The 21,833-nt window shown below is 74.8% G+C and carries 17 protein-coding genes; 8 read left to right on the top strand and 9 right to left on the bottom strand.

Annotated features, from left to right (window positions below):
- Positions 1 to 11: 11 nt before the first annotated feature.
- A complete protein-coding gene (locus ABTY56_RS15360; protein ID WP_502893132.1) occupies positions 12 to 1,199 on the bottom strand; it encodes a cytochrome P450 in 1,188 nt (395 codons plus the stop codon).
- A gap of 480 nt (positions 1,200 to 1,679) precedes the next feature.
- Here ABTY56_RS15360 and ABTY56_RS15355 point away from each other — a divergent pair, with 480 nt between their 5' ends.
- Positions 1,680 to 2,597, top strand: coding sequence for a hypothetical protein (locus ABTY56_RS15355; RefSeq protein WP_350629248.1), 918 nt, complete (start codon positions 1,680 to 1,682; stop codon positions 2,595 to 2,597).
- A gap of 279 nt (positions 2,598 to 2,876) precedes the next feature.
- Here the strand turns inward: ABTY56_RS15355 and ABTY56_RS15350 are convergent, their stop codons facing one another.
- Positions 2,877 to 3,170 (bottom strand): zf-HC2 domain-containing protein, encoded by a 294-nt coding sequence (locus tag ABTY56_RS15350; protein WP_350629247.1) that lies wholly within the window; start codon positions 3,168 to 3,170, stop codon positions 2,877 to 2,879.
- A 55-nt stretch (positions 3,171 to 3,225) separates the two neighbouring features.
- On the opposite strand from ABTY56_RS15350, the gene ABTY56_RS15345 reads away from it, so the two are divergent.
- Positions 3,226 to 3,789: a sigma-70 family RNA polymerase sigma factor gene (locus ABTY56_RS15345; protein WP_350629246.1), complete on the top strand. Its 564-nt coding sequence runs from the start codon at positions 3,226 to 3,228 to the stop codon at positions 3,787 to 3,789.
- A 21-nt stretch (positions 3,790 to 3,810) separates the two neighbouring features.
- Here the strand turns inward: ABTY56_RS15345 and ABTY56_RS15340 are convergent, their stop codons facing one another.
- Entirely contained in the window at positions 3,811 to 4,206 is a 396-nt protein-coding gene (locus ABTY56_RS15340; RefSeq protein ID WP_502893124.1) for a TroA family protein, read from the bottom strand.
- A gap of 317 nt (positions 4,207 to 4,523) precedes the next feature.
- Here ABTY56_RS15340 and ABTY56_RS15335 point away from each other — a divergent pair, with 317 nt between their 5' ends.
- Positions 4,524 to 5,369 carry a helical backbone metal receptor gene (locus tag ABTY56_RS15335; protein WP_350629245.1) on the top strand — a complete coding sequence of 282 codons (846 nt, stop codon included), beginning with the start codon at positions 4,524 to 4,526 and terminating at the stop codon, positions 5,367 to 5,369.
- Positions 5,370 to 5,465: 96 nt separating this feature from the next.
- Here ABTY56_RS15335 and ABTY56_RS15330 read toward each other — a convergent pair whose 3' ends face one another.
- The 3 genes from ABTY56_RS15330 to ABTY56_RS15320 form a co-directional block, all read right to left on the bottom strand.
- Positions 5,466 to 7,703, bottom strand: coding sequence for a hypothetical protein (locus tag ABTY56_RS15330; protein ID WP_350629244.1), 2,238 nt, complete (start codon positions 7,701 to 7,703; stop codon positions 5,466 to 5,468).
- Positions 7,704 to 7,909: 206 nt separating this feature from the next.
- The gene (locus ABTY56_RS15325; RefSeq protein WP_350629344.1) at positions 7,910 to 9,496 is read right to left on the bottom strand and encodes a lipase maturation factor family protein; all 1,587 of its coding nucleotides are present in this window, start codon (positions 9,494 to 9,496) and stop codon (positions 7,910 to 7,912) included.
- 298 nt (positions 9,497 to 9,794) lie between these two features.
- Positions 9,795 to 10,871: a GAF domain-containing protein gene (locus tag ABTY56_RS15320; protein ID WP_350629243.1), complete on the bottom strand. Its 1,077-nt coding sequence runs from the start codon at positions 10,869 to 10,871 to the stop codon at positions 9,795 to 9,797.
- A 419-nt stretch (positions 10,872 to 11,290) separates the two neighbouring features.
- Here ABTY56_RS15320 and ABTY56_RS15315 point away from each other — a divergent pair, with 419 nt between their 5' ends.
- The 5 genes from ABTY56_RS15315 to ABTY56_RS15295 all read left to right on the top strand — a co-directional run bounded on the left by ABTY56_RS15315 (position 11,291) and on the right by ABTY56_RS15295 (position 16,852).
- A complete protein-coding gene (locus tag ABTY56_RS15315; RefSeq protein WP_502893123.1) occupies positions 11,291 to 12,559 on the top strand; it encodes an acyl-CoA dehydrogenase family protein in 1,269 nt (422 codons plus the stop codon).
- Between the two features lie 474 nt (positions 12,560 to 13,033).
- A complete protein-coding gene (locus tag ABTY56_RS15310; RefSeq protein WP_350629242.1) occupies positions 13,034 to 15,316 on the top strand; it encodes a sensor histidine kinase in 2,283 nt (760 codons plus the stop codon).
- A complete protein-coding gene (locus ABTY56_RS15305) occupies positions 15,316 to 15,747 on the top strand; it encodes a roadblock/LC7 domain-containing protein (protein WP_350629241.1) in 432 nt (143 codons plus the stop codon). The genes ABTY56_RS15310 and ABTY56_RS15305 overlap by 1 nt, the downstream gene beginning before the upstream one ends.
- Positions 15,744 to 16,127 (top strand): DUF742 domain-containing protein, encoded by a 384-nt coding sequence (locus tag ABTY56_RS15300; RefSeq protein WP_350629240.1) that lies wholly within the window; start codon positions 15,744 to 15,746, stop codon positions 16,125 to 16,127. The genes ABTY56_RS15305 and ABTY56_RS15300 overlap by 4 nt, the downstream gene beginning before the upstream one ends.
- A 149-nt stretch (positions 16,128 to 16,276) precedes the next feature.
- Positions 16,277 to 16,852 carry a GTP-binding protein gene (locus tag ABTY56_RS15295; protein ID WP_350629239.1) on the top strand — a complete coding sequence of 192 codons (576 nt, stop codon included), beginning with the start codon at positions 16,277 to 16,279 and terminating at the stop codon, positions 16,850 to 16,852.
- 152 nt (positions 16,853 to 17,004) lie between these two features.
- Here the strand turns inward: ABTY56_RS15295 and ABTY56_RS15290 are convergent, their stop codons facing one another.
- The 3 genes from ABTY56_RS15290 to ABTY56_RS15280 form a co-directional block, all read right to left on the bottom strand.
- Entirely contained in the window at positions 17,005 to 17,457 is a 453-nt protein-coding gene (locus ABTY56_RS15290) for a MarR family winged helix-turn-helix transcriptional regulator (protein ID WP_350629238.1), read from the bottom strand.
- A gap of 104 nt (positions 17,458 to 17,561) precedes the next feature.
- Positions 17,562 to 19,544, bottom strand: coding sequence for a hypothetical protein (locus ABTY56_RS15285; RefSeq protein WP_350629237.1), 1,983 nt, complete (start codon positions 19,542 to 19,544; stop codon positions 17,562 to 17,564).
- Positions 19,541 to 21,833, bottom strand: a 2,293-nt coding sequence (locus ABTY56_RS15280; RefSeq protein ID WP_350629236.1) for a DUF5682 family protein, incomplete at its 5' end; no start/stop codon positions are given. The genes ABTY56_RS15280 and ABTY56_RS15285, both read right to left, overlap by 4 nt.

The raw sequence follows: 21,833 nt of genomic DNA, 5'->3' as shown, positions 1-21,833 counted from the left end.
TCAGGGGACGATCAGCAGGTGAAGCGCAGCGAGCGGACCCGGTGGTCGAAGCTGGACGGGACGAGCTCCGGTTCGCCGACCGAGCGCGCCTCGGGCAGACGGGTGAACAGCTCCCGGAACAGCGCCGTCATCTCCTGCCGGGCCAGGTGCGCGCCGAGGCAGTAGTGCGGGCCTCCGCCGCCGTAGCCGAGGTGGGGGTTCGGCGTGCGGGTGATGTCGAAGGCGTCCGGATCGGGGAAGACCGCCTCGTCGCGGTTGGCCGACCCGTAGAAGAGCGCGACCTTCTCCCCCGCGCGCAGCAGCGTGCCGCCCGGGCCGCCGAGCTCGTGGTCGACGGCGACGGTCCGGTGGAACTGGATGATCGGCGTGGCGTGGCGGACCATCTCGTCCACCGCGCCGCCGAGCCGCCCGTCCAGGTCCGACAGCAGCAGGGCGCGCTGCTCGGGGTGGACGGTGAGCAGGTGCAGACCGTGGGCGAGCGCGTTGCGGGTGGTCTCGACCCCGGCGACCAGCAGCAGGGTGAAGAAGGCGCCGAGCTCGCGGCCGGTGAGCCGGCGGCCGTCCACGTCGGCGGTGACCAGCGCGGAGATCAGGTCCTCGGCCGGTCGGCGGCGCCGCTCCCGACCGATCCCGGCCACGATGGCCTGCATCCGGGCGAGCGCCCGCAGCCCGCGCCCGGGCGCCCGCAGCCGGTCGCGCAGCGAGCGGGCCACCCCGATGTCCGCCGAGGTGCGGTTGACCAGGTCGAGGATGGCGCGGCGCGGCTGGTCGGGGATGCCCATCATGGTGCAGATCACCTGGAACGGGAGTTCGGCGGCGACCGCGGAGACGAAGTCCGCCGGCCGGTCCCGCTCGACCCGGTCGACCAGGGCGACGCTGATCCGCCGGACGTCCTCCTCGACCCGGCCGAGCAGCCGCGGGGTGAACGCCCGCGAGACGATCCGGCGCAACTGGGCGTGGCGCGGGTCGTCCAGGTTGACCATCGAGTCGCCGAACAGCAGCCGGACCCAGCGGGCCGGGGCCGGGGTGGTGACGCCGGGGCCGCTGAGGAAGACGGCGGGGGTGCGGCTGGCCTCGACCACGTCGGCGTGGCGGACCAGGGCGTGGAAGCCCTTGCCGGTGGCCCGGTCGCCGAAGAACAACGGGCCCGGGAGGCGGCGCAGCTCGGCGAAGGCGGCGGCGCGGGCAGGGGCGGGCAGCCGCCAGAAGCCGGGGTCGGCGAGGTCGGGGGCGCCATGTGCGTCGGCGGTCCCGGCGCGCCCGGCGGGCCCGGTGGGCTCGGCCTGCTCGGTGGGCTCGGCGGATTCGGCCTGCTCGGCGGGCGCACCGGGGTCGGCCGGCTCGGCACGGTCGGCGACGGGCTCGGCGGCTTGCGTCGGGGTCTCCAAGGCCGGACCTCCTGCTTCTGGACGGCATCGCTCCGACACGCACGCACGGAACGCACCGGGTCGTCACATTTAGTGAGCAAAAGGTGACCGCCTGTCAAACCGTGCTGATGGTCGTACGAGCGGTTGTTCGGGTCAGCGCACCGGGCGGGACGACCGGCGGGAGCGCCTCCGAGCGGTCCGCCTGACAGCCCGCCTGGCGGGCCACCGGGCGAGCAGCCGGGCATGGTCTCACGGGGCGGAACCGGCCATGTCCGGAGGGTGCGGTACTCAGCGGGCGGGGCGGGTGCGACGATGAGTGCCATCGTGATGACCGACCGGATCCGCCTGCTGCGCGCCGTGGTCTTCGCCGCGCTGTGCGTGGCAATGGCCGCCACCGCGCACGTCGCCATGGCCGGATCCGGGGTCTCGCCGACGGTGCTGGTCGGCGCGTTCGGAGCGGTACTGGGCCTGACCTGGCTGCTCGCCGGGAAACGGCGCGGGCTCGTTGCGATCAGCATCTGGATGATCGCCGCGCAGGCCGCGCTGCACCAGCTGTTCGAGCAGGCCGGAGCGCTCGGACCAGGGGGCCGCGGCCTCGCGCGGCTCGCCACCACGGACTGGGCAGCCCTGCTGCTCTGCAACCCGGACCGTGCGCCCGGCGGGCTGTCACCGGTCGAGCTGGCGCGGATGGCGGGCATCGACCCGGACGTCCCGCCGACCGCCGGCGGACTGCGCCCGATGGCCGGAATGCACGGGATGCACCACGGGGCCGCTGGGGCGGGAGCATCCGCCGACGGGGCGACCGTGGACCTGGGCCTGCCCGGGATGACGGGGATGCCCGGCATGTCCCACCCGGTGCCCGGCGGAATGCCCGACGCCGCGACGGGCGGCCTGCCCCATGGCCTCTCCCACGGCATGTCACACGGCATGTCACACGCCATGTCGCCGGGGATGGCCGTCGCCCACGTGCTGGCCGCGCTGGCCTGCGCGCTGCTGCTCTGGCGCGGCGAGGCAGCGTTGGTGCGGCTCTTCGAGCTGCTCGGCGCGCTCGGCGCCGTCGTCGCGGGGGCCTTGCTGCTCCCCCTGCTGGCGCTGTTCTCACGTCCCTTCGGCTACCGGGCCCCGGCACCGCCCCGACCCGCCCCGGGCAGCGCCCGGCCACCCCGGTCGGTGCTGCTCACGCATGCCGTGGTCCGGCGCGGGCCACCTGCGTTCGCGCTCGCCTGCTGACGCGCCCGCCGCTGCTTCCCCCCGGCCTCCTCCGGCCGCACTGGGCCCCGCGACGGGCAGGTCGCCCTGCCGTACCGCCGCGCGTTCCGCCGCCGTGACGCCAGGGCGCGGGCCCGCGTCCGCCGCCGCACCCCCGGTTCCCCGGGAGGTACGGCGTGCCGCGCGGCTGCCCACGGACGCCGACGGCGCCGCGCTGAGCGGTGCCGCTCCCCGCCTTCCCCTCGGGACCCTTCCATGCCTGACCACGACGACGCGTCGGCCGCGGCCCGCGCCACCGTCCTACCGCTCCGCGGCCTGTGGGCCCTCCGGAGCGGGACCGCCCGCCCCCTCCACCGGACCGCCACCCTTCGCCCCGGGCCTCTCCGGCCCTGCCGGCAGGCGGACCGACCACTCCGTCGACGGCCCGTCACCGGCAGCCGCCCGGACGAGCCCGCTCAGCCGCTCAGCCCGGTCCAGCCACTCCCGGCAACCGGTGCAACGCGCGACGTGCTTGTCCAGCCGGGCCTCCGCGAGACCGCTCGGTTCGCCGTCGAGGCGGGCGGACAGAGCGGTACGGAACTGCGCGCATCTCATGTGACCATCGTCCCGCACGGCCACCGCGGCGGGACCGGCCGGGCCGGAGGCCGCCGTGGATGACGAGCAGCTCACCGCACTCGCACTGACCGCCCGCTCCGGCCGGGCAGCGGACGTCGAGGCCTTCGTCCGGGCGACCCAGCGCGACGTCTGGCGCTTCGTCGCCCACCTGACCGACGTGCAGTCCGCCGACGACCTCGCGCAGGAGACCTTCCTGCGCGCGCTGCGCGGCCTGCCCGCGTTCGCGGGGCGCTCCTCGGCCCGCACCTGGCTGCTGTCGATCGCCCGGCGCACGGTGGTCGACCGGTACCGGATGGCCGCCGCCCGGCCTCGCTGTGCGGCGCTGCCGGACTGGCAGGAGGCGGCGGAGCGACAGGGCGGCGCTCCGGAGGCCGGGTTCGAGGACGGCATCGCACTCGGCGACCTGCTCGACCGGGTGCCCGCCCAGCGGCGGGAGGCCTTCGTCCTGACGCAGGTGGTCGGGCTGAGCTACGCCGAGGCGGCCGAGGTCGCCGGGTGCCCGGTCGGCACCGTCCGTTCCCGGGTCGCCCGGGCGCGGGAGGAGCTGGTGGCGCGGCTGCGGGCGGCCGAGGCCGGGGAGCTCGCGGCCGCCTGCTGAGCGGTCGCGACGGGCGGCGGGTTAACGGGCGGTGGGCCACACCCGACCGATGGCACCCGATCGATGACACCCGACGGATGACGGAGAACAACCGACAGATGACAGATGTTGAAATCTGTCATCTGTCACCCGCGCCGCCCCGTCCGACCCACCAACGGTGTCCACGTAGAGGTCGGCGCCGGAGCCGAGCTGCTTCTCCTTGGGAATCACCATCTCCCCCAACACCGGCACCTTGGCGCCCTGTTCGGCGAGGTCCGCCGGCAGGGTGCCCTTGCCGGGCGGGAAGCCGGTACCTATCACCCGGTCGCCGGCACCGAGCCGGAGCAGCATCTCCAGGCTCGACGCGTTGCTGGTGACGATCTTCGTCGGCGCCTTGGCTGCGACGCTCTCCTTGCCCGCACTGTCCGCGACCTTCACCGGGTAGGCACCGGCCGGGGCGGCCTGGGCCGTGACGGAGGCACCCTGGCGGCCCCCGCCCCCGCTTCCGCAGGCCGTGGCGAACAGGGCAGCGGCGGCCGCGGTTCCGCAGACAACGCGTGGGCGCCTGACAATTCTCCTGGTCGGCGGTCCGTGCTCAGGCCCGTGCTGTGGACCCGGACCACGTAGTCGGACGATACGGACGTCGGGTTCCCGGAAATCCACCGGAAAGAGCGCACGCACGGCCCGGCGACCGGCGCCGTCCCGAACCGCACGTGGCAGCCCGGACGTAGGCTGACCAGACGTAGGCTGGCCGGATGGCCGCCCCCACCGCCCCGCGCGACGACCTCGACCTCCCCGTCCGGCTCGGGTCGCGCCCGCCCCGCCGCGTGGTCTCCCTGGTGCCCTCGCTGACCGAGGCGGTCGCCGCCACCGCGCCCGGACTGCTGGTCGGCGCCACCGACTGGTGCACCCACCCGGCCGACCTCGCCGTCACCCGGATCGGCGGCACCAAGAACCCCGACGTCCCCCGCATCCTCGCGCTCGAACCGGACCTCGTCATCGCCAACGACGAGGAGAACCGGCGCCCCGACCTGGACGCACTGCGAGCGGCGGGCGTCCCCGTCTGGGTCACCGACATCCGCACCCTGGACGACGCCTTCCGGTCGCTGGACCGACTGCTGAGCGTCGCCTGCCGACTGCCGCGCCCCGGCTGGCTGGACGAGGCGGAGGCAGCCTGGGCGGCGGTCGGGCCGAGCCGGGCGGGCCGCGGCCCCGACGGCTCCGAAGGCTCCGAAGGCTCCGAAGGCCCGACGGCGATCGTGCCGATCTGGCGCCGCCCGTGGATGGTCCTCGGCCGCGACACCTTCGCCGGGGACCTGCTGCGCCGCCTGGGCCTGCAGCTCGTCCACGCCGACCACCCCGAGCGCTACCCGGCCATCCCACTGCCCGAACTGATCGGCTGCCGAGTGGAGTTGGTGGTCCTGCCGGACGAGCCGTACCGCTTCACCGCCGAGGACGGCCCCGAGGCCTTCCCCGGCACGCCGGTCGCGCTGGTCAGCGGACGGCACCTGACCTGGTACGGACCGTCCCTCGTCACCGCACCGACCGTCCTGCGGCAGGCGATCGACCACCCGTTCACGCCGGACGGGGCCGGCGCCTGACAGCCAGCGGTCCCCCTCGGCACCGAGGGACCAGCGACGATATGGAAGGGCCCGGGACGCGAACTCGCGTCCCGGGCCCTGTGGGGCAAGGTGAGGTCAGCCGCGTGCGGCGGTGACGGCGGCGCCCAGCGCCTCCTTGATGCGGGGGCCGAGGCGGGCGAAGCCCAGCTCCTTCATGGCCGCCCGCAGCAGCTCCTCGTCGCTCCGCTCGACCCCGTCGCCGTCCAGCCAGCGCACGACGGCGAGCAGCTCGTCGGCCGAGTAGGCGGTCACGGGACGACCGGGCGTGAAGTCCGGCTTCACGCGACCGGCAGCGGGCTCGGACTCGGACGTCTGCGCCTCGGTGGCGGGCTCCTCGATGACAACCTCGGCGGCGGGCTCCTCAGCAACGGCCTCGGGCTCGACCACAGACTCCTCGGCAACAACCTCGGCCACCGGCTCGACCTCAGCCACCGGGGCCTCCGCCTCAACGGCGAGGGCCTGGGGCTCGGGCTCGGCCTCCACCTGGGGCTCAGCCACCGGAGCCTCCGCCTCAACAACCTCGCCAGCCGACTCCTCGACAACGGCCTCGGGCTCGGCGTCCGACACCTCGACCTCGGCAGCCGGCTCCTCGGCGACGGCCTCGGCCACCGGCTCGGCTTCGGCAACGTCGTCAGCAGCCACGGCCACCTCGGCAGCCGGCTCCTCGACGACGGCCTCGACCTCGGGCTCGGCCACCAGGGTCTCCGCCTCGGCGGACTCCTCAACGACCACGGTCTCGGCCTTGACCTCGACCTCGACCTCGGTCCCGGCCGTCTCCACCTCGGCGACCGGCTCCTCGGTGACGACCTCGGTCCCCGTCACGTCGGCCTCGGCCTCGGTGTCGGCCTCTGCCTCTGCCTCTGCCTCTGCAGCGGACTCCTCGACCTCGATGGCCGACTCGGCTTCCTCGGCCGCAGTCTCCTCCACCGCTACGACCTCGGCCAGCGCGGCGGTCGCCGCGGCAACCAGGTCGTCGGCGGCCGGGGAGGGGGCCGGGAGGGAGACCACGGCAACCGTCTCGACGTCGGCGGCGTCCGTGTCGGAGTCCGAGCCCGACACCGCCTCGGCCTCAGCCTCAGCCTCGACCTCGGCCTCAGTCTCGGTCTCGGTCAGGTCCTCGATCTCAGCCTCGAGCTCGGCCTCGAGCTCGACAGCAGCAGCGGCCTCGACGGCCTCCTCGGCGGGAGCGGTCACCGGAGCCGGGACCTCCTCCACGAGCCCGTCCCGCTGCCCACCGGCGAGCGCCTGACGTGCAAGCGCTTCAGCGTCGGCCTCAGCTGCGGCCTCGGCGTCGGCCTCGACGCGGGCCTCGGCGTCGGCAACCGGCTTCTCGACCGTCGTCTCCTCCGCGGCGGCCTCCTCCGCCAGCCCGTCCCGCTGCCCGCCCGCGAGCGCCTGGCGGGCCGAGTACGCGGCCTCGGCGGCGCGGCGGTCGGCCTTGGCGGCGGCGAGTTCGGTGAGCAGTTCGCCGAGACCGGCCTCCTCCAGGCCGGCGCGCAGGCCGCGGATAGTGGGGAGGCGGTAGAGGGTGCCCTCGTCGGCCGCGAGCCGTTCGACCAGGTCGATGAGCTCCGCGAAGGGCAGCCCGTCCAGGTCGTGGTCGGGCAGGACGCGGGCGAGCTCGCGCAGACCGGTGTTGATCGCCTCGAAGGCCTGGGCGGTGCGGTCGACCAGGGCGCCGTCGGCGGGCGCCGCCGGGAGGCTGCCGGCCGGGGCGAGGGCGGCCCAGGCCCGGCGCTCGATCTCGGCGGAGGTGAGCGCCTCGTGCAGGTCCTCGCGGCGGACGCGCCGGTCGGTGGCGAGGGCGGTGGCCTGCTTGCGCAGCGAGCGGCCGCGCAGCCAGGAGAGCTTGACGCCGTTCTCGCGGCGCCAGGCGCTGTCGGCGGTGGCGGCGGCGAGGGCGCCGAGGTCGGCGTCGTACGCGGCGGTGGTGAGCGTGGCGGAGGTGCGGTGCACCCGCTGGAGCATCTCGACGAGCAGCGCGGTCTTGGCGACGGTGTCCGGCTCGTCGAGCTTGACCTCGGTGGCCAGGGCGGTCACGGCCTCCCAGGTCTGCTGCAGGTCGCGGCCGCGCAGCTCGGCGAGCGCGGTGGAGGCGGCGCGGGCGTCCTCCGGGGTGGCGACGGTGTCGAGGGCCGCGTACCAGGCGTGGGTGTCGGCGGTGAGGGTGAAGGCCCCGAGCTCGGCGTAGCGGCCGAGGTCCTCGCGGAGGTCGGGCTCCGCGGCGGCGTCCTGGGGGTCCTTGACGTCTGCGGCGTCGGCGACGTCCGCCGGGTCGGCTGCGTCGGCGTTGCGCGAGTGAAGCACTGTCATGTGAGGTCCGGTTCTGGGCGACGACGGCGGGGCTGGCGGCGAGGGGGCGGCGGACCGGTTGCGCGGGGGTGCCCCGGGGAGGGGCGAGGGGGCGCGCGGGCGGGCCGCCGGTTGTGGAGGCCCAGAATACGGGTGCCCGTTCGAGCCTTGCACGCACCCACCGCCCCGACGAGCCGGTGTCGTGTGCCATACCGCCCGCCTGGCCGCTACTCGGGGGACCCGCCCGGGTGGTCCGGCGCTGGTCCGGACGGGTGTCCGGGCCTACGAACGGTGGACGGACCGGGACGGCGGCCGGGCCGTCGCAGCCGCTCCAGCGGGACCTCGCGGACGCCGCGGCCCGGTCGGCCGGGCGGTGGCCGGTACCCGGCCCGGCCGAGGGCGGGCAGGTCGACCGGCGCGAGGTACTCGTTCAGAGCGGTGCGGCGCCACCACGCACCGGTTTCTCGCAGTTCGCGCCAATCGGTGAACCGGTAGAGGTAGAGGGTCGCCCGGACGTGGGTCGGTGGGGCGTCGGGAAAGGGGTTGTGGCGCAGCAGCCGAAGCGTGGCCGGGTCGCCGGCGAGCAGGCGGGCGACGAGGGGCAGGAACCAGGGACGGGCGTAGCCGGGCGAGATGCCGGCGAACCACATCAGCCAGTCGAGCCGCAGGTGGTAGGGGGCGTACTGACGGGGCAGGCGGCGCACGTCGCCGGGCTTGCCCTTGAAGCCGTACTCCCGCCACACGGTGCGCGGGGTGAGGACCGCCTCGTCGGTGCCCTCGACCACGACCTCCTGGCGGAGGCGGTTGACGCTGCCGAAGGCACCGTAGGTGTTGACGAGGTGGAGGCGGTTGAAGGAGCGGTTCATGACCTGACCGCGGGAGACCATGTTCCGCACCGGCCAGTAGCTGAGGACGACGACGGCCGCGGTCAGCGCGATCACCAGCGCCTCGTACCAGAGCGGGGTTTCGGGGTAGGCGCGGGCGTGGACGGGCAGGCCGAGGCGGGCGGGTGCCACGGCGGCGAGGGCCAGGGTGACGGTGAGCCAGTTCAGCCAGGCGAAGTTGCCGGAGGCGATCAGCCACAGCTGGGTGGCGATGACGGCGCAGGCCGCGTAGCTCGCGACCGGCTGCGGGAGCAGCAGGGCGAGCGGTACGACGAGTTGGACGACGTGGTTGGCGGCGACCTCGACGCGGTGCAGCGGGTCGGGCAGGTGGTGGAAGAACCAGCTGAGCGGTCCGGGCATCGGCTGGGTCTCGTGGTGGTAGCGGAGGCAGGTCAGGTCGCGCCAGCAGCTGTCGCCGCGCAGTTTGATCAGTCCGGCGCCGAACTCGACGCGGAGGACCAGCCAGCGCATCAGCCACAGCACCGGGGCGGGTGGCGCGGTGTCCGAGTTGCCCAGGAAGGCGGCGAGGAAGCCGGCTTCGAGCAGCAGGGATTCCCAGCCGAAGGAGTACCAGGTCTGCCCGACGTTGACGATGGAGAGGTAGAGGGCCCACAGCACGGCCCAGAAGAGGATCGAGGCCCAGAGCGGCACCGCGTCGCCGAGCCCGGCCGTGACGGCGGCGGCGAGGGCGGCCCCGCTCCAGGCGACGGCGGCGAAGAAGCGGTCGTTGTAGTGCAGATGGAAGAGGCCGGGCGACTGCCGGAACGGGACGCGGGCGGTGAAGCGGGGCACCGGCAGCATGCCGTTCTCGCCGATGAGGGCGCGGAACTGCGCGGCGGCGTTGAGGAATCCGATCAGGTAGAGGGCGGCGAGCAGGCGTTGGACGAGCAGCCGGCTCAGCCAGTAGTCGGGGGCGGCGAACCAGTCCATGCGGCCCATGCCTACCACCGCTGTCCGGCGGGAGGGCCCGGCCGGGGCGCGGGTGGAGGACGGTTCACCCGCTCGGCCCGGCCGAACCGCGCCGCGCCGTGGGGGCGGAGTTCCGTCGGCCCCCGGACGGCACTGTGGCGGGGCGCCTCTCCTCGGGGGTGAGAGGCACCCCGCCACGGCGGTGGGTGGTGCGGGTGGTGCGAGTAGAGCGAGCGGTGCGGGCGGTTCGGGTGGTGCGAGTAGAGCGAGCGGTGCGGACGCGAGCCTCGGTGCCGCACACCGGCGACCGGTCGGCCGCTCAGCCCGGCAGGACGAGTCCGGACCCGCCGGCGATGCCCGGGCGGCCGGTCGCGGTCGCGGAGCCGTTCTGCTGCAGCCGGTCGACCAGCAGCGCGGCCAGCGTGCCGAGCTCCTCCTCCGTGCGGGACTGCGCGGTGACGTCCATGCCGACGGTGAGGACACCGTTGACCTGGCCGGTGCGCGCGGCCCGCAGGGGGGTGCAGGTGAAGCTGAAGATCTGCTGGATGCGCTGGGCGTCGGGGCTGGTCGACTGCACCCGGACCTCGTTGAGGACGGTGGTGCGGCCGGTGCGGTACGCCTCCGAGACGGCCTGCTGGAGGCCGGCCACGCCGAGCTGCGGGTAGGCCTGCCCGATCGCGCCGTACGCCACCGGGGCGCCGAAGGTGTCGGCGTGCTGGGCGTTGGCGTAGCGGATCTCCTGGCCGGGTCCGTCGGTGAGCATGATGGGGAACGGGGAGCCGTCGAAGGCGGCGAACATCTCCTGCTGCTGGGCGAGCAGGTTGTCGCGCAGCCGGATCTCGGAGAGCAGCGCCTCGGCGAGGTGCTGGATGTCGCGCAGCCGCTCGCGGCCCCACTGCCGGGGTTCCCGGTCGAGGACGCAGACGGTGCCGATGACGGTGTTGGTGTCGTCGACGAGCGGAGCTCCGAGGTAGGCCCGGACGCCGAGTTCGTCGACAACGGGGTTCCCGGCGAAGCGGGGGTAGGCAAGGATGTCGTCCAGCGCGAGGGGCGAGCGCTGGGCGACCACATGCGGGCAGAAGCCGTGACTCATCGGCATCTGCCGGGTGGGGAGGTCGAAGGCGATGCCCCGGTCCGCCCACGAAGCTCCCTCCTCGGCCGCGACCTCGGCCGAGTTTGGCGGAATGTAGAGCCCCCGGAACATCTGGCGCTCGTCGTTGATGAAGTTGACCATCGCGATGGGAGCGCGGGTGATGCTGGCTGCCAGGTGCGCGAAGCGGTCGAAGGCCTCGTCCGCGGACGGTTCGTTCAGACCCAGGCTGCGCAGCCTGCGGGTCCGCTCGGACTCCCCGGCGGCACCCGGGAACTGGCCTTGAGTGCTCATCACATCAGTCATGGCGCACATGTAATCAGACATCCGGGCCGTTCGGTGCTACCGGTACCGGTCACCACCGTTGCTGATGCACAGTCAAAGCCGCATGTGAACGGGCGCTCAGCCGGGTTGCAAGGGGGGAAAGATCATTCCCCGGTCCGCACGGGAACCAAACCCGCGAGTAACAACGACGAGCCGAATCTCGCCATTCCAAGATCAACTAGGTGTGAAGGGGGAGTTCACATATGACAATGAGCCCTGCCGAAGACACGGACGGTATTCCTCTCCCCCCGGGAAACCGCGCCAGGGTCCGCATGCACCGATTGCAAGGGAGCGATCGGCCGCCACACCTCCACACCCCCACCGATTCCCCGGGGAGCGGCCGGAGCGGCATCGACGGCATGAACGGAGGCACGACACCCACTGGAACGAGAGGACCAAGCATGGCTATGGACTACTTCACCGACGAGCGACACGAGAGCCTCCGGGCGGAGGTCCGTGAGTTCGCGGAGAAGGAGGTGCGTCCGCAGGTCGCCAGAATGGAGGCCGACCGGGAGGTCGAGTTCGAGCTCTCCCGGGAGATCGCCCGCCGCGGCTGGATCGGCGTGACCATCCCCAAGGAGTTCGGCGGCCTGGGGCTGGGCCACCTGGCCAAGACCATCATCGTGGAGGAACTGGCCCGCGTCAGCGGCGCGATGGGCGCCATGGCGCAGGCCTCCCAGCTCGGCGTCGCCAAGGTCATCCACTTCGGGTCGGACGCGCAACGGCGCGAGTGGCTGCCGAAGTTCGCCTCGGGCGAGTCCCTGCCGACCATCGCTGTCACCGAGCCGGAGTCGGGCGGGCACGTGCTCGGCATGGCCGGCACCGCCCGCCGCGAGGGCGACGAGTACGTGCTGAACGGCCGCAAGTGGTTCGTCGGCAACTCCCACATCGGCGACGTGCACGGCGTGGTGTTCCGCACCGACAAGGGCAGCGGGGGGCTCTCTGCCTTCCTGGTCGAGAGCGACCGCCCGGGCTTCCGCACCGGCACGCTCGGCACCCAGGGCGGCCTGCACGGCTTCAGCTTCGGCGAGTTGATATTCGAGGACTGCCGCATCCCGGCCGACAACCGGCTGGGCGAGGAGGGACAGGGCCTGGACGTCGCCTACTCCTCCTCCACCCTCTACGGCCGCCTCAACCTGGGCGCCGTCGCGCTCGGCATCCACGTCGCGATCGTCGAGGACGTCGTGCGCTACGCCGAGGAGCGGGTCCTGTACGGCAAGCCGCTCAACCAGCTGAACAGCGTCGCGCTGAAGCTCGGCGAGCTGCAGTCCAAGCTGATGACCGCCAAGCTGGCCGCGTACCACGCCTCGCACCTGCTGGACCACGGCAAGCCCTGCGACGCCGAGCTGATGAACGCCAAGCTCATCAACACCGAGTACGCGATGGACTCGGCGCGCAGCGCGATGGAGATCCTGGCCGCCCGCGGCACCCAGGAGGAGTTCAACATCATCCGCTACCTGCGCGACGCGACCCACATCTACGCCCCGGCCGGAACCTCGGACGTCCAGAAGCTCCGGCTCGGGCAGGTCGCCTCGGGCACCTACGGCAAGCAGTGGTCGGCCGAGCTGTCCGACCTGGCGAGCTGGGCGTGGACCGAGCTGAACCAGCTGGAGGCCGAGGGCCGCGACGAGCAGGACGGACGGGTGGTGCCGATCTCGCTGGCGGGCTGATCACCGGTACCGGTCCGGGCTCCCCCGTACCTGACCGGGCTGATCACACCGGCACCCGTCGTTTCGGCCAGGGCCCGGCCGGACCGGACGGTGGCGACCGCTCAGCATACGATCGTTTGACCTGTTCCTGACGGCTCTCCGGGAGGCGCACACCGCCTCCCGGAGGGCCGTCCGCGTGTCGCGACGAAGGCGCTGAGCTGCGGAGATCCGTCGGCGAACGCCCCGGCCGCCGAGATCCTCCCGGGTCATCAGCCGTTCACATATCGTCAGTTGATGTTGCGATGAGGCCACCTGGGACTGATAGGTTTCCTGCCGTCGGCGGCCGTGGCTGTACACCGCCCGGACGGTGACACCGCGTCACCCAGTCCGGCGACCCCGGCCTCGGCGCCCTGAAGCCCGCCCGGGCCGCACGGGCCGACCCGTCGTTCGGACCCGCGACCCGGCCTGCAACTCGGCCCTGCAACAAGGAATCAGATGCCAGGCATATCGGCCCCCCGCACGGGCCACCGCGCCGGCCGGTCCGGCTCCCTCCGCAGCTCACTCCTCGCCCTCGTGCTGGTCCCCAGCCTGGGCCTCGCCGCGGCCTGGGGCTACGCCGCCTACCTGCTTCGCGACGCCGGAAACCGCACCGCGGTGCTGATCGGCACCGTCGTCGTCGCCGTCGTCCTGCTGTTCAGCCTGATCCGCGGCATCCGGGCCGCCCGGACGCTGTCCGGCCGCCTCTCCGGACTGCGCGCCGACACCCTCTCGCTCGCCCAGCAGGAGATCCCCGAGGTGGTCGGGCGACTGCGCGCCGGGGAACCGGTGCCCACCCCGCCCGCCTGGGCGCCCTCCCGCCGGCTCGGCGACGAGGTCCAGCAGACCGCCGACGGCCTCGCCGCCGTCCGCCAGGCCGCCGTCGCCGCCATCGTCCACCAGGCCCAGGGCCGCGAGGGGACGAAGAAGGTCTTCCTCAACATCGCCCGCCGCACCCAGATCCTGATCCACCGACAGATCAGCATGCTGGACGCGCTGGAGCGCGAGCACGAGGAACCCGAGCTGCTGCGCGAGCTGTTCGCGGTCGACCACCTGGCCACCCGGATGCGGCGCAACGCCGAGAACCTGGTCATCCTCGGCGGCGCGCTGCCCGCCCGCCGTTGGCGCAACGCCGTGCCCATGGTCAACGTGCTGCGCAGCGCCGTCTCCGAGACCGAGAACTACGCCCGCGTCGTCGTCCAGGGCGTGCCGCGCGCCTCGCTCAGCGGACAGGCCGTCGCCGACGTCATCCACCTGATCGCCGAGCTGATCGAGAACGGCACCACCTTCTCCCCGCCGTACACCCAGGTGCAGGTCTCCGCGCAGGAGGTGCCCAAGGGCCTGGCGGTCGAGGTCGAGGACCGCGGCCTCGGCATGGGCCAGGAGGAGTACGAGCGGCTCAACGAGTACCTGGCCAACCCGCCCGAGCTGGACGTCTCCGCGCTCGGCGACGACCTGCGGCTCGGCCTGTTCGTCGTCGCGCGGCTGGCCGCCCGGCACGACATCCAGGTCACCCTGCGGCCCTCGCCGTACGGCGGCACCCGGGCCGTGGTGCTGGTGCCCTCGGCCCTGTTGGAGCAGGCCGAGCAGCCGGCCTCGGTGCCCGGACTGCCGTCCGGCGCCCGGGTCACCCGCACCCCGGTGCCGGACGCCCCGCCGACGGCGGACGGCGACCCCGGGGAGGTCGACGAGGAGCTGTCGGGCGCGCTCGCCGGAGTGCTCAGCGGGCTGCTGGGCAACGGGCCGACGGGGCCGGCCGGGTCGGAGGCCGGGCCGCTCGACGGTGCTCCGGGAACGATCACGGGGGCCGTCGCGGACGACGGCGTCGTGATCGCCGGTGAGCTGCTCGACCCGCGTCCCGCCGACGGCGGCCGGGCGGACGGCGGTCTCCTCGAGGGCGGTCTCCTCGACGGCGGGCTCCTCGACGGCGGGCTGATCGACGGGGGCCTGCTGGAAAGCGGGCTGCTGGACAGCGGGCTGATCGACGGGGGGTTCCTCGACGGCGGGCTGCGGGACAGCGGGCTGCTGGACGGCGCTCCCGCGGGGCCGGCCAACGGCGGTCTGCCCGTCGGCGCCCGGATCCCCGGACTTCCCGGTGCCGTGGTCGTCCCCCGGCCCGCCCTGCCGCGCCGGTACGACATCCCGGGCGGCGCCGACGGCGACGTCCCCGCGGACGCGCTCGCGGAGGGTGCTTCGGCGGGCCACCACGGCACGGGCCTCGCCGCCGAGTCGGCCGCGGTGCCCTTCGACGGGGTCCCCGCCGACCACTCCGCGCCCACCCACGACCGCCCGCAGGAGGACCGCGTGGAGCACGGCCCGGACGGCGAACTGCGCACCCCGCGGGTCCTGCCGCAGCGGGTCCGCAACGCCAGCCTCGCCGAGCAGCTCCGCGAGGCCCACGCGCCCGGCCCCCTGCTCCCGCCGTCCCTCGGCCACCCCGGCCACCCCGGCCACCCGGGCCCCGGCGGCGCCGTCCGCCCTGCCGCGTCGAGCGCCCCGGCCGCTTCGGCCGCCCCGCTCGCGCCCCGGTACGGCGGCGCCGAAGCCGACGTCGAGGACTCGTCACCGCAGCGCTCCCGCGCCACCATGGCCGCCATCCAGCGCGGCACCCGGACCGCCCGCGCGGCCGCCACCGAACCGGGCGCCCCGGCCTCCCCCGCGCCCGCCGCCCCCCGCACGCCGGCCGCACCTTCCGCCGCACAGGAAGCCTCCGCCGCTCAGGAAGCCAAGGAACAGCAGTGATGACGCAGCACACCGAAACCCAGCGCGACCTCAACTGGCTGCTGGACCAGCTGGTCGCGCGGGTCCCCGAGACCCAGCACGCCATCGTCCTCTCCGAGGACGGCCTGCTGGTCGGCATGTCCCAGGGCCTCGACCGGGCCGACGCCGAGCACCTGTCCGCCGTCGCCTCCGGCCTGCAGAGCCTCGCCCGCGGCGCCGGGCACCGCTTCAACGGCGGACGGGTCCGGCAGACCGTGGTCGAGATGGACCAGCTGTTCCTGTTCGTCACCACCGCCGGGCAGGGCGCCCGGCTCGCCGTCCTGACCAGCGAGCAGGTGGACGCCGGACTGATGGCCTACGAGATCAACATGCTGGTCAAGCAGGTCGGCCAGTACCTCACCGCGGCGCCGCGCAGCGATGCCGGCCAGGTCGGCGTGGGTGGCGGTGCGTGACCACCGCCGACGCCGACGAGGGCTGGTTCTACGACAAGGACGCCGGCCACCTGGTCCGCCCTTACGCGATCACCAACGGACGCACCGGGCCGGTCCGTGACGGCTTCGCGCTGATCACCCTGGTGGTCACCGCCGACCCGCGCACCGACACCACCCGGCTCTCACCCGAACCGGCCGCGATCATCGACCTGTGCCGCGAACGCCCGCTGGCCGTGGCCGAGATCGCGGCCACCCTCGACCTGCCGGTCAGCGTCGTCAAGGTGCTGCTGGACGACCTGGCCGAGGCCCGGCTGATCCTCACCCGCGCCCCGGTCCAGCTCGCCGAAGCTCCGGACATCTCGCTGATCCAGGCCGTGATCGAGGGAGTCCGCAGACTCTGAGGGGAGGGTGCCCCCGCCGCGGTCCTACCGACGGCCGGCGGGGGCACCGTCCGACGCGACTCCGGTCGCGCCGACGGCCCCGTTTCCGCCGGCGGCCCAGTTGCCCCAGTTGCCCCCCGTTCTCCCAGTTCCCTTCCAGGAGACCCGAATTGACGACCCAGAGCCTGGTGCCGGGCGCGGTCAAGATCCTCGTCGCCGGCGGCTTCGGCGTCGGGAAGACCACCATGGTCGGCTCGGTCAGCGAGATCGAACCGCTGCAGACCGAGGAACGCATGACCCGCGCCAGCATCGGGGTCGACAGCCTCGACGGCGTCCAGGACAAGTCCACCACCACGGTGGCCATGGACTTCGGACGGATCACCGTCCGCGAGGACCTGGTGCTCTACCTCTTCGGCACGCCGGGCCAGTTCCGGTTCTGGTTCATGTGGGACGACCTCGCCCTCGGCGCCCTCGGGGCGATCATCCTCGCCGACACCCGACGGCTCGAATCCAGCTTCGCCGCCGTGGACTTCTTCGAGCAGCGCGGCATCCCGTTCGCGATCGGCGTCAACTGCTTCCACGGCCGCCGCGATGCCACCCCCGGTGAGGTCCGCCGCGCGCTCGACCTCGGACCGGAGGTCCCGGTCGTGCTGTGCGACGTCCGGGAGCGGGCGTCCAGCAAGGAACTGCTGCTCGCACTGCTCGAGCGGGTGCACCGCAACGCCCTGGCCACCGGGCGGCGGTGAGGCGGTCGCTCGCTCCGCGGGCGGCTGTGGGTACACCGTCGGCCGGGGCGACGCGGGCGGCCGTGGGCGGCCGTGGGCTCCGCGGGCGGCTGCGGGTAGGCCGTCGGCCGTGGGCTGCGCGGGCGGTCGGGACCGGCCGCGGAGGCGCGCGGCTAGGCGTGTGCCGGGTCGAGCTCGGCGAGCGAGTCCACCAGCGGGGCCAGCTCGGGGACCTCGGTGGCCCGGGCCAGGGTCGCCTCCAGGACGGCGTCGTGCACCGGCCGGGCGACCGCCAGCAGGTCACGGCCATCCGGCGTCAGCTCGGTGTAGATGCCTCGCCGGTCGTCCGCGCAGAGGTAGCGGCCCAACAGGCCCCGGTCCTCCAGCCGGCTCACCAGCCGGGTTGTCGCGCTGCTGCTCAGCGCCGCCGCGCGGGCCAGCTGCTGCATCCGCATGTGCCAGCCGTCCTGGCGCGAGAGCGCCTCCAGCACCGTGTACTCGACCACCGAGAGCTTGCACTCGGCCTGGAGCGCCTTCTCCAGCGCGGTGTCGATCATCCCGTGCAGCGCGGCGAGCGTGCGCCAGCCGCGGGCCCGGACTTCGGCCGCGTCGTCCCGGATCCCCATGGGGCGCCGTCCTTTCCGCTGCACCGCGTGGTCGGTGCCTCCTTTGCGACAAGTATGCCAGTCAGCGCGGATTACCGGTCCCTGCAAACAGTTCGGCTCGTGGTTCACCCCTCCCCGGTCCAGGCCGCCTCGCAGAGCGCCGTGGCCAGCTCCTCCGTGTACCAGGCGGCCGCCAACCAGGCGGTGGCGAAGGCGTCGTGGTCGTCCGCGACGATCCGACCGAACACGTCTCGCTGCTGGTCGGCCGCGGCGGCCCGCAGGCCGTCCAGCAGCTCGGCGGCAGTGGCCAGCCCGGCGGCACGCAGCAGGCCCCGGTCGGCCGCCGCCGTGGCCCCGCTCGGGCCGAGGGCGTGCCGGCCGGTGGTGACCGTCTGCTCCACCCGGCGGCCGAGCACGGGCACGGGCGGTCCGTACGGCGCGGGGGCGTCGGGGCGCTCGGGAACCGTACGGTCCGTCGCACCGGGGAGCGGGTCCGGTGTCGCACCGGGGAGCGGCTCGGGGAGCGGGTCGGAAGTCGTTCGGGTTGCTGCTCCGGGGACGGCGAGGTCGGCGGTCTGGAGGCGTTCCAGGCCGAGGTTGACCCGGCCCTCGCCGTCGGCCGCGGCCAGCGGGTCGGGCCCCTGCGGGGGCGTGCCGATCGCGAGCAGGCGCAGCTCCGGGCGGTCCGTGCGCTCCAGCCGGCCGACCACCCACAGCCGCAGTCCGGGCACCGTCGCGAGCAGCGCGAGGTTCGCCCGGAACGGCAGGTCGGGGTGCTCGTGCGCCGCGTGCAGGGCGATCACCGGCCCGTCCTCCGCGCACCGCGCCAGCAGCTGCGGCGCCCCGCCCGGACCGGTGGGGGCCGTGCCCAGCAGCGTGACGTCCAGGAAGAGCAGATCGCTCCCGGCCGGCCGGCTGTCGTACGGGAGGTCCTGCGCCGCGAGCGCCCGCGCCACCTGGGCCGCCGCCGGTTCGGACCAGAGCCGGGCCGCCGGCTCGGCCGCCCACGCCGCGCCCGAAGCACGGACGGCCCGGACGGCGGCGCCGGCCCCCAGCCGCCCGGAGGCGGACCGGGTCGCGCCCTGGACGACCAGCCCGGCTCGGCTGAACTCGCGGTGGCTGAGCGCGGCGTCGCCCAGCCGGACCGTCCGGTTGCCCGCCCCGACCGCCTGCGGGGCGGCCGCCGCCGCGTCGTCGTGCGGCATGACCTCGGCGAGCGTGCTGAGGCGCCCGTCGGCGTCCACCGCCCAGCTGACCGCACCCGCGTGGGTCGCCGTCAGCACCGGTTCGGCGAACAGCCCGTAGAGCCGCAGGCCGCCTTCCTCCCGGTAGGCCTGGCGCGCGGTGCCGCGCAGCTCGGCGACCGGGCCGACGCCCGCGGTCAGCGCGGTGGTGAGGCCGAGCAGCTCGCGCAGGCCCGCCACCAGGTCCGCCAGCCGGTGGTCGGGCGCGCCGGACCGCGCCGCCCGGACCCTGGTCACCACCGCGACGGCCGCCGCGGCCGGTCGGTGCAGGCCCGCGAGCCGGGCCCGGTGGGCGGCGCGCAGGAGTTCGGCCTGGGAGACGGCGCCCGCACCGCTCACCCCGGCGGCGAGGACGGCGGCCGCGGCCCGGTGGAGGTGGCGGGCGGCGTCGAGTTCGGGGGCGGCGAGAGGGGCGGCCTGCGGTTCGGCGTGCTCCGGGCCTGCGGGCGGGGCCGTCGTCGGCCCGGTCGCTCCGGGTGGCTCGGTCCCTCCGGGTGGCTCGGTCGTTCCGGGCGCCCCGGGCGGCTCGGTGGCCTCGGTCGGCTCCTGCTCCGCTGTCGGCTCGGCGAGGGGGCAGAGGGTGACGGCGGCGGCCCGGTGCACGCAGGCCGGGGCGAGCAGGCAGCCGCAGCGGACGTCCGCCTGGTCGGCGACCGTACCGCCCGGGGCGTGCAGGACGAGCACCGTCTCCTCGTCCACCTCCACCCGCCACTCGTCGCCCTCGCGCGTCACCGGACGCTCCGCCAGCTTCGCCGCCGCACCGTCCAGCCGCTTCTGTAGCCGGGCGCTCAGCCCCGCCACCACCTCGGCGACCACCTCCGGCCGCACACCCGGCCAGTCATTCGTCCGCGCAGTCACGCTCATCGCACCTTCTCCCCCACCCAGCGGGCCAGTTCCAGCGGGCTCAACGCCGCCACGGGCATTCCGGCCGCCACCAACCGGCTCGCGACCGCCTTCGAATAGCGGGCCGTCCCGGTGTCGTCCAGCGCCGCGCAACCCAGCAGGTGCACACCGGAGTCCACCAGCGCCCGGGTCTGGGCCAGCAGCCCGGAGACCGGCCCGCCCTCCTCGAAGTCGCTGACCACCGCGACCAGCGTGCGGGACGGCACCGTCACCAGCTCCCGCGCGTACCGCAGGCCGCTCGCGATGCTGGTGCCGCCGCCGATCCGCACCTCCAGCAGCAGGCTCAGCGGATCCTCGACGCGCTCCGTGAGGTCGACCACCTCGGTGGAGAACGCGACGAAGTGGGTGCTCAGTGAGGGCACGCCGGCCAGGATCGAGGCCGTCAGCGCCGCCCAGACCGTGGAGGCCTCCATCGATCCGGAGACGTCCACGACCAGGATCAGCCGCCAGTCGTTGGCCTGCCGCGCCCTGGTCCGGAACACCGGGCGCTCGGGCACGATCAGGGTGCCGCCGTCGGGCGAGGGACGGGCGGTGGCCAGATTGGCCCGGATGGTCCGGTCCAGGTCCAGCCCGCCACCCGGACGACGGGACGGGCGCGGCACCGCGATCCCGGTCAGCGCCGGGCGCAGCCTGGTCGCCAGTTGCCGGGTCAGCTCGTCCACCAGCCGGCGCACCAGCGGGCGCAGTCGCGCCAGCCGGGCCTCGGGCAGGGCGCCCGCGTGCTCCAGGACGGTGCGCAGCAGGTCGACGGACGGGCGGACGGCGGACGGGTCGATCGCTTCCAGGACGTCGGTGCGGCCCTGCGCGACGGCGGCGGCCAGCACCTCCTCCCGCAGGCCGGGCCCGAACAGCGACTCCAGTTCCTCGGCCCACTCCCGCACCCCGGGGTAGGGGGCCTCGCGGCCGCCCCGGCCGCCCCGGCTCTCCAGTCCGGGGCCGGAGCCCTCGCCGTGCCCGCTGCCGTACAACTCGTCCAGGGCGGTGGCGAGTCGGGCGCTCCGGCCGCTCAGGCCGCCGTTTCCGGGGCGGCCGAGGAGCAGCCGCCAGCGCTCGGCGGGGGTGAGGGTGTGCCGGGCCGGGTCGTCCACGACGGGGGTGGGCTGCGGTGCCGGGGCCGGTCCGGGGGCCGCCGGTGCCGGTGGCAGCAGGCCGCGGCGGGCGAGCGCGGCGCGGGCCGCGAGGTCCGCCCGCACCCAGCCGGCGACCACGGCGGGTCCGGCCTCCTCCGGCAGCGCGGTGAGGCGGGTGCCCAGGCGCTCCTCGACCAGGGCCAGCAGCCGGTCGCGGGCGGCCGGGCTGAGCGTGTCGAAGCCGCCGCGCAGCGCGGGCAGCCGGTCCAGGAAGGCGTCGTCGGGCAGCGAGGTGACCCGCTCCAGCACCGGCTCCAGCGCCTCGGGAGCGGAGTCGAACAGCCCCTCCGCCGCCGTCAGCAGCCCGACCAGCGCCCGCCCGAGCGCGTGCCGTGTCTCCGGGCCGGTCGCGCCGTCCACCCAGGAGGCCGCCCGGCCGCCCAGCGCCCCGGCGGCGTCCTGCCCGAGCAGCACCCGCACCGCGCCGGCCGCACCGCGCACCAACGGACTTCCCCGCTCGGCGAGTTCGGCCAGCACGTACGCCAGCCGCACCCCGCCCAGCCGATCCGCCCGCCGCACCAGCTCCACCAGTGCCCGGGCGTCCTGCGGATCGTCCGACCCGCCCAGCCCCTCCAACTGCCGTACGGCGGCGACCGTCAGGACCTCACCGGCGGCCGAAAGGGAGGTGGCCGCCGGTGAGGTGGCCGCCGGTGAGATGGCCTGGGAGGAGGCGGCCGAGAAGCGGGAGGAGGAGCCGGACGCCGGGGCGTGATCGGCATCGACCGGGCCATCGGGCGTGGTGGGCGCCGTCTCTCCCGGGCCCGGCACCGCCGCATCGCCCGCATCACCCGCATCGCCCGCGTCACCCGGGGCCGTGCACTCGCCGAGGGCCTCGGTCGGTGCCTTCTCCTCGCTCGGGGTGCGGACCGGGAAGTGGCCGGCGGCGAGGCGGTCCAGGAGGGAGAGGGCGTCGAGGAGGTCGGGGAGGGTGGCCGAGACGGGGAGGGTGGTGGTGAGTTGGGTGAGGCGGGTCTCGGTGAGGGTGGGGAGGGCGCAGGAGGCGGCGGCGGTGAGGCCGTCGATGATCTCGCGCGGGGACGGGTCGGCGGTGAGGCGGGTGCGCAGGGCGCCCTCGGCGGCCTGGGCGGGGGTGACGCCCCGGGTGCCGGCGACGGTGAGC

This window comes from Kitasatospora sp. NPDC097691 (assembly GCF_040302665.1).
Lineage (GTDB): Bacteria > Actinomycetota > Actinomycetes > Streptomycetales > Streptomycetaceae > Kitasatospora.
This window is presented reverse-complemented; position numbering and strand designations above follow the sequence as displayed.

Bases quoted from the DNA above. Each gene is read 5' to 3' on its own strand.
- ABTY56_RS15310 (WP_350629242.1), top strand. From the start codon at position 13,034: ATGCCAGGCATATCGGCCCCCCGCACGGGCCACCGCGCCGGCCGGTCC.
- ABTY56_RS15320 (WP_350629243.1), bottom strand. From the start codon at position 10,871: ATGACTGATGTGATGAGCACTCAAGGCCAGTTCCCGGGTGCCGCCGGG.
- ABTY56_RS15355 (WP_350629248.1), top strand. From the start codon at position 1,680: ATGAGTGCCATCGTGATGACCGACCGGATCCGCCTGCTGCGCGCCGTG.
- ABTY56_RS15335 (WP_350629245.1), top strand. From the start codon at position 4,524: ATGGCCGCCCCCACCGCCCCGCGCGACGACCTCGACCTCCCCGTCCGG.
- ABTY56_RS15350 (WP_350629247.1), bottom strand. From the start codon at position 3,170: ATGAGATGCGCGCAGTTCCGTACCGCTCTGTCCGCCCGCCTCGACGGC.
- ABTY56_RS15315 (WP_502893123.1), top strand. From the start codon at position 11,291: ATGGCTATGGACTACTTCACCGACGAGCGACACGAGAGCCTCCGGGCG.
- ABTY56_RS15285 (WP_350629237.1), bottom strand. From the start codon at position 19,544: ATGAGCGTGACTGCGCGGACGAATGACTGGCCGGGTGTGCGGCCGGAG.
- ABTY56_RS15325 (WP_350629344.1), bottom strand. From the start codon at position 9,496: ATGGACTGGTTCGCCGCCCCCGACTACTGGCTGAGCCGGCTGCTCGTC.
- ABTY56_RS15305 (WP_350629241.1), top strand. From the start codon at position 15,316: ATGACGCAGCACACCGAAACCCAGCGCGACCTCAACTGGCTGCTGGAC.
- ABTY56_RS15290 (WP_350629238.1), bottom strand. From the start codon at position 17,457: ATGGGGATCCGGGACGACGCGGCCGAAGTCCGGGCCCGCGGCTGGCGC.
- ABTY56_RS15330 (WP_350629244.1), bottom strand. From the start codon at position 7,703: ATGACAGTGCTTCACTCGCGCAACGCCGACGCAGCCGACCCGGCGGAC.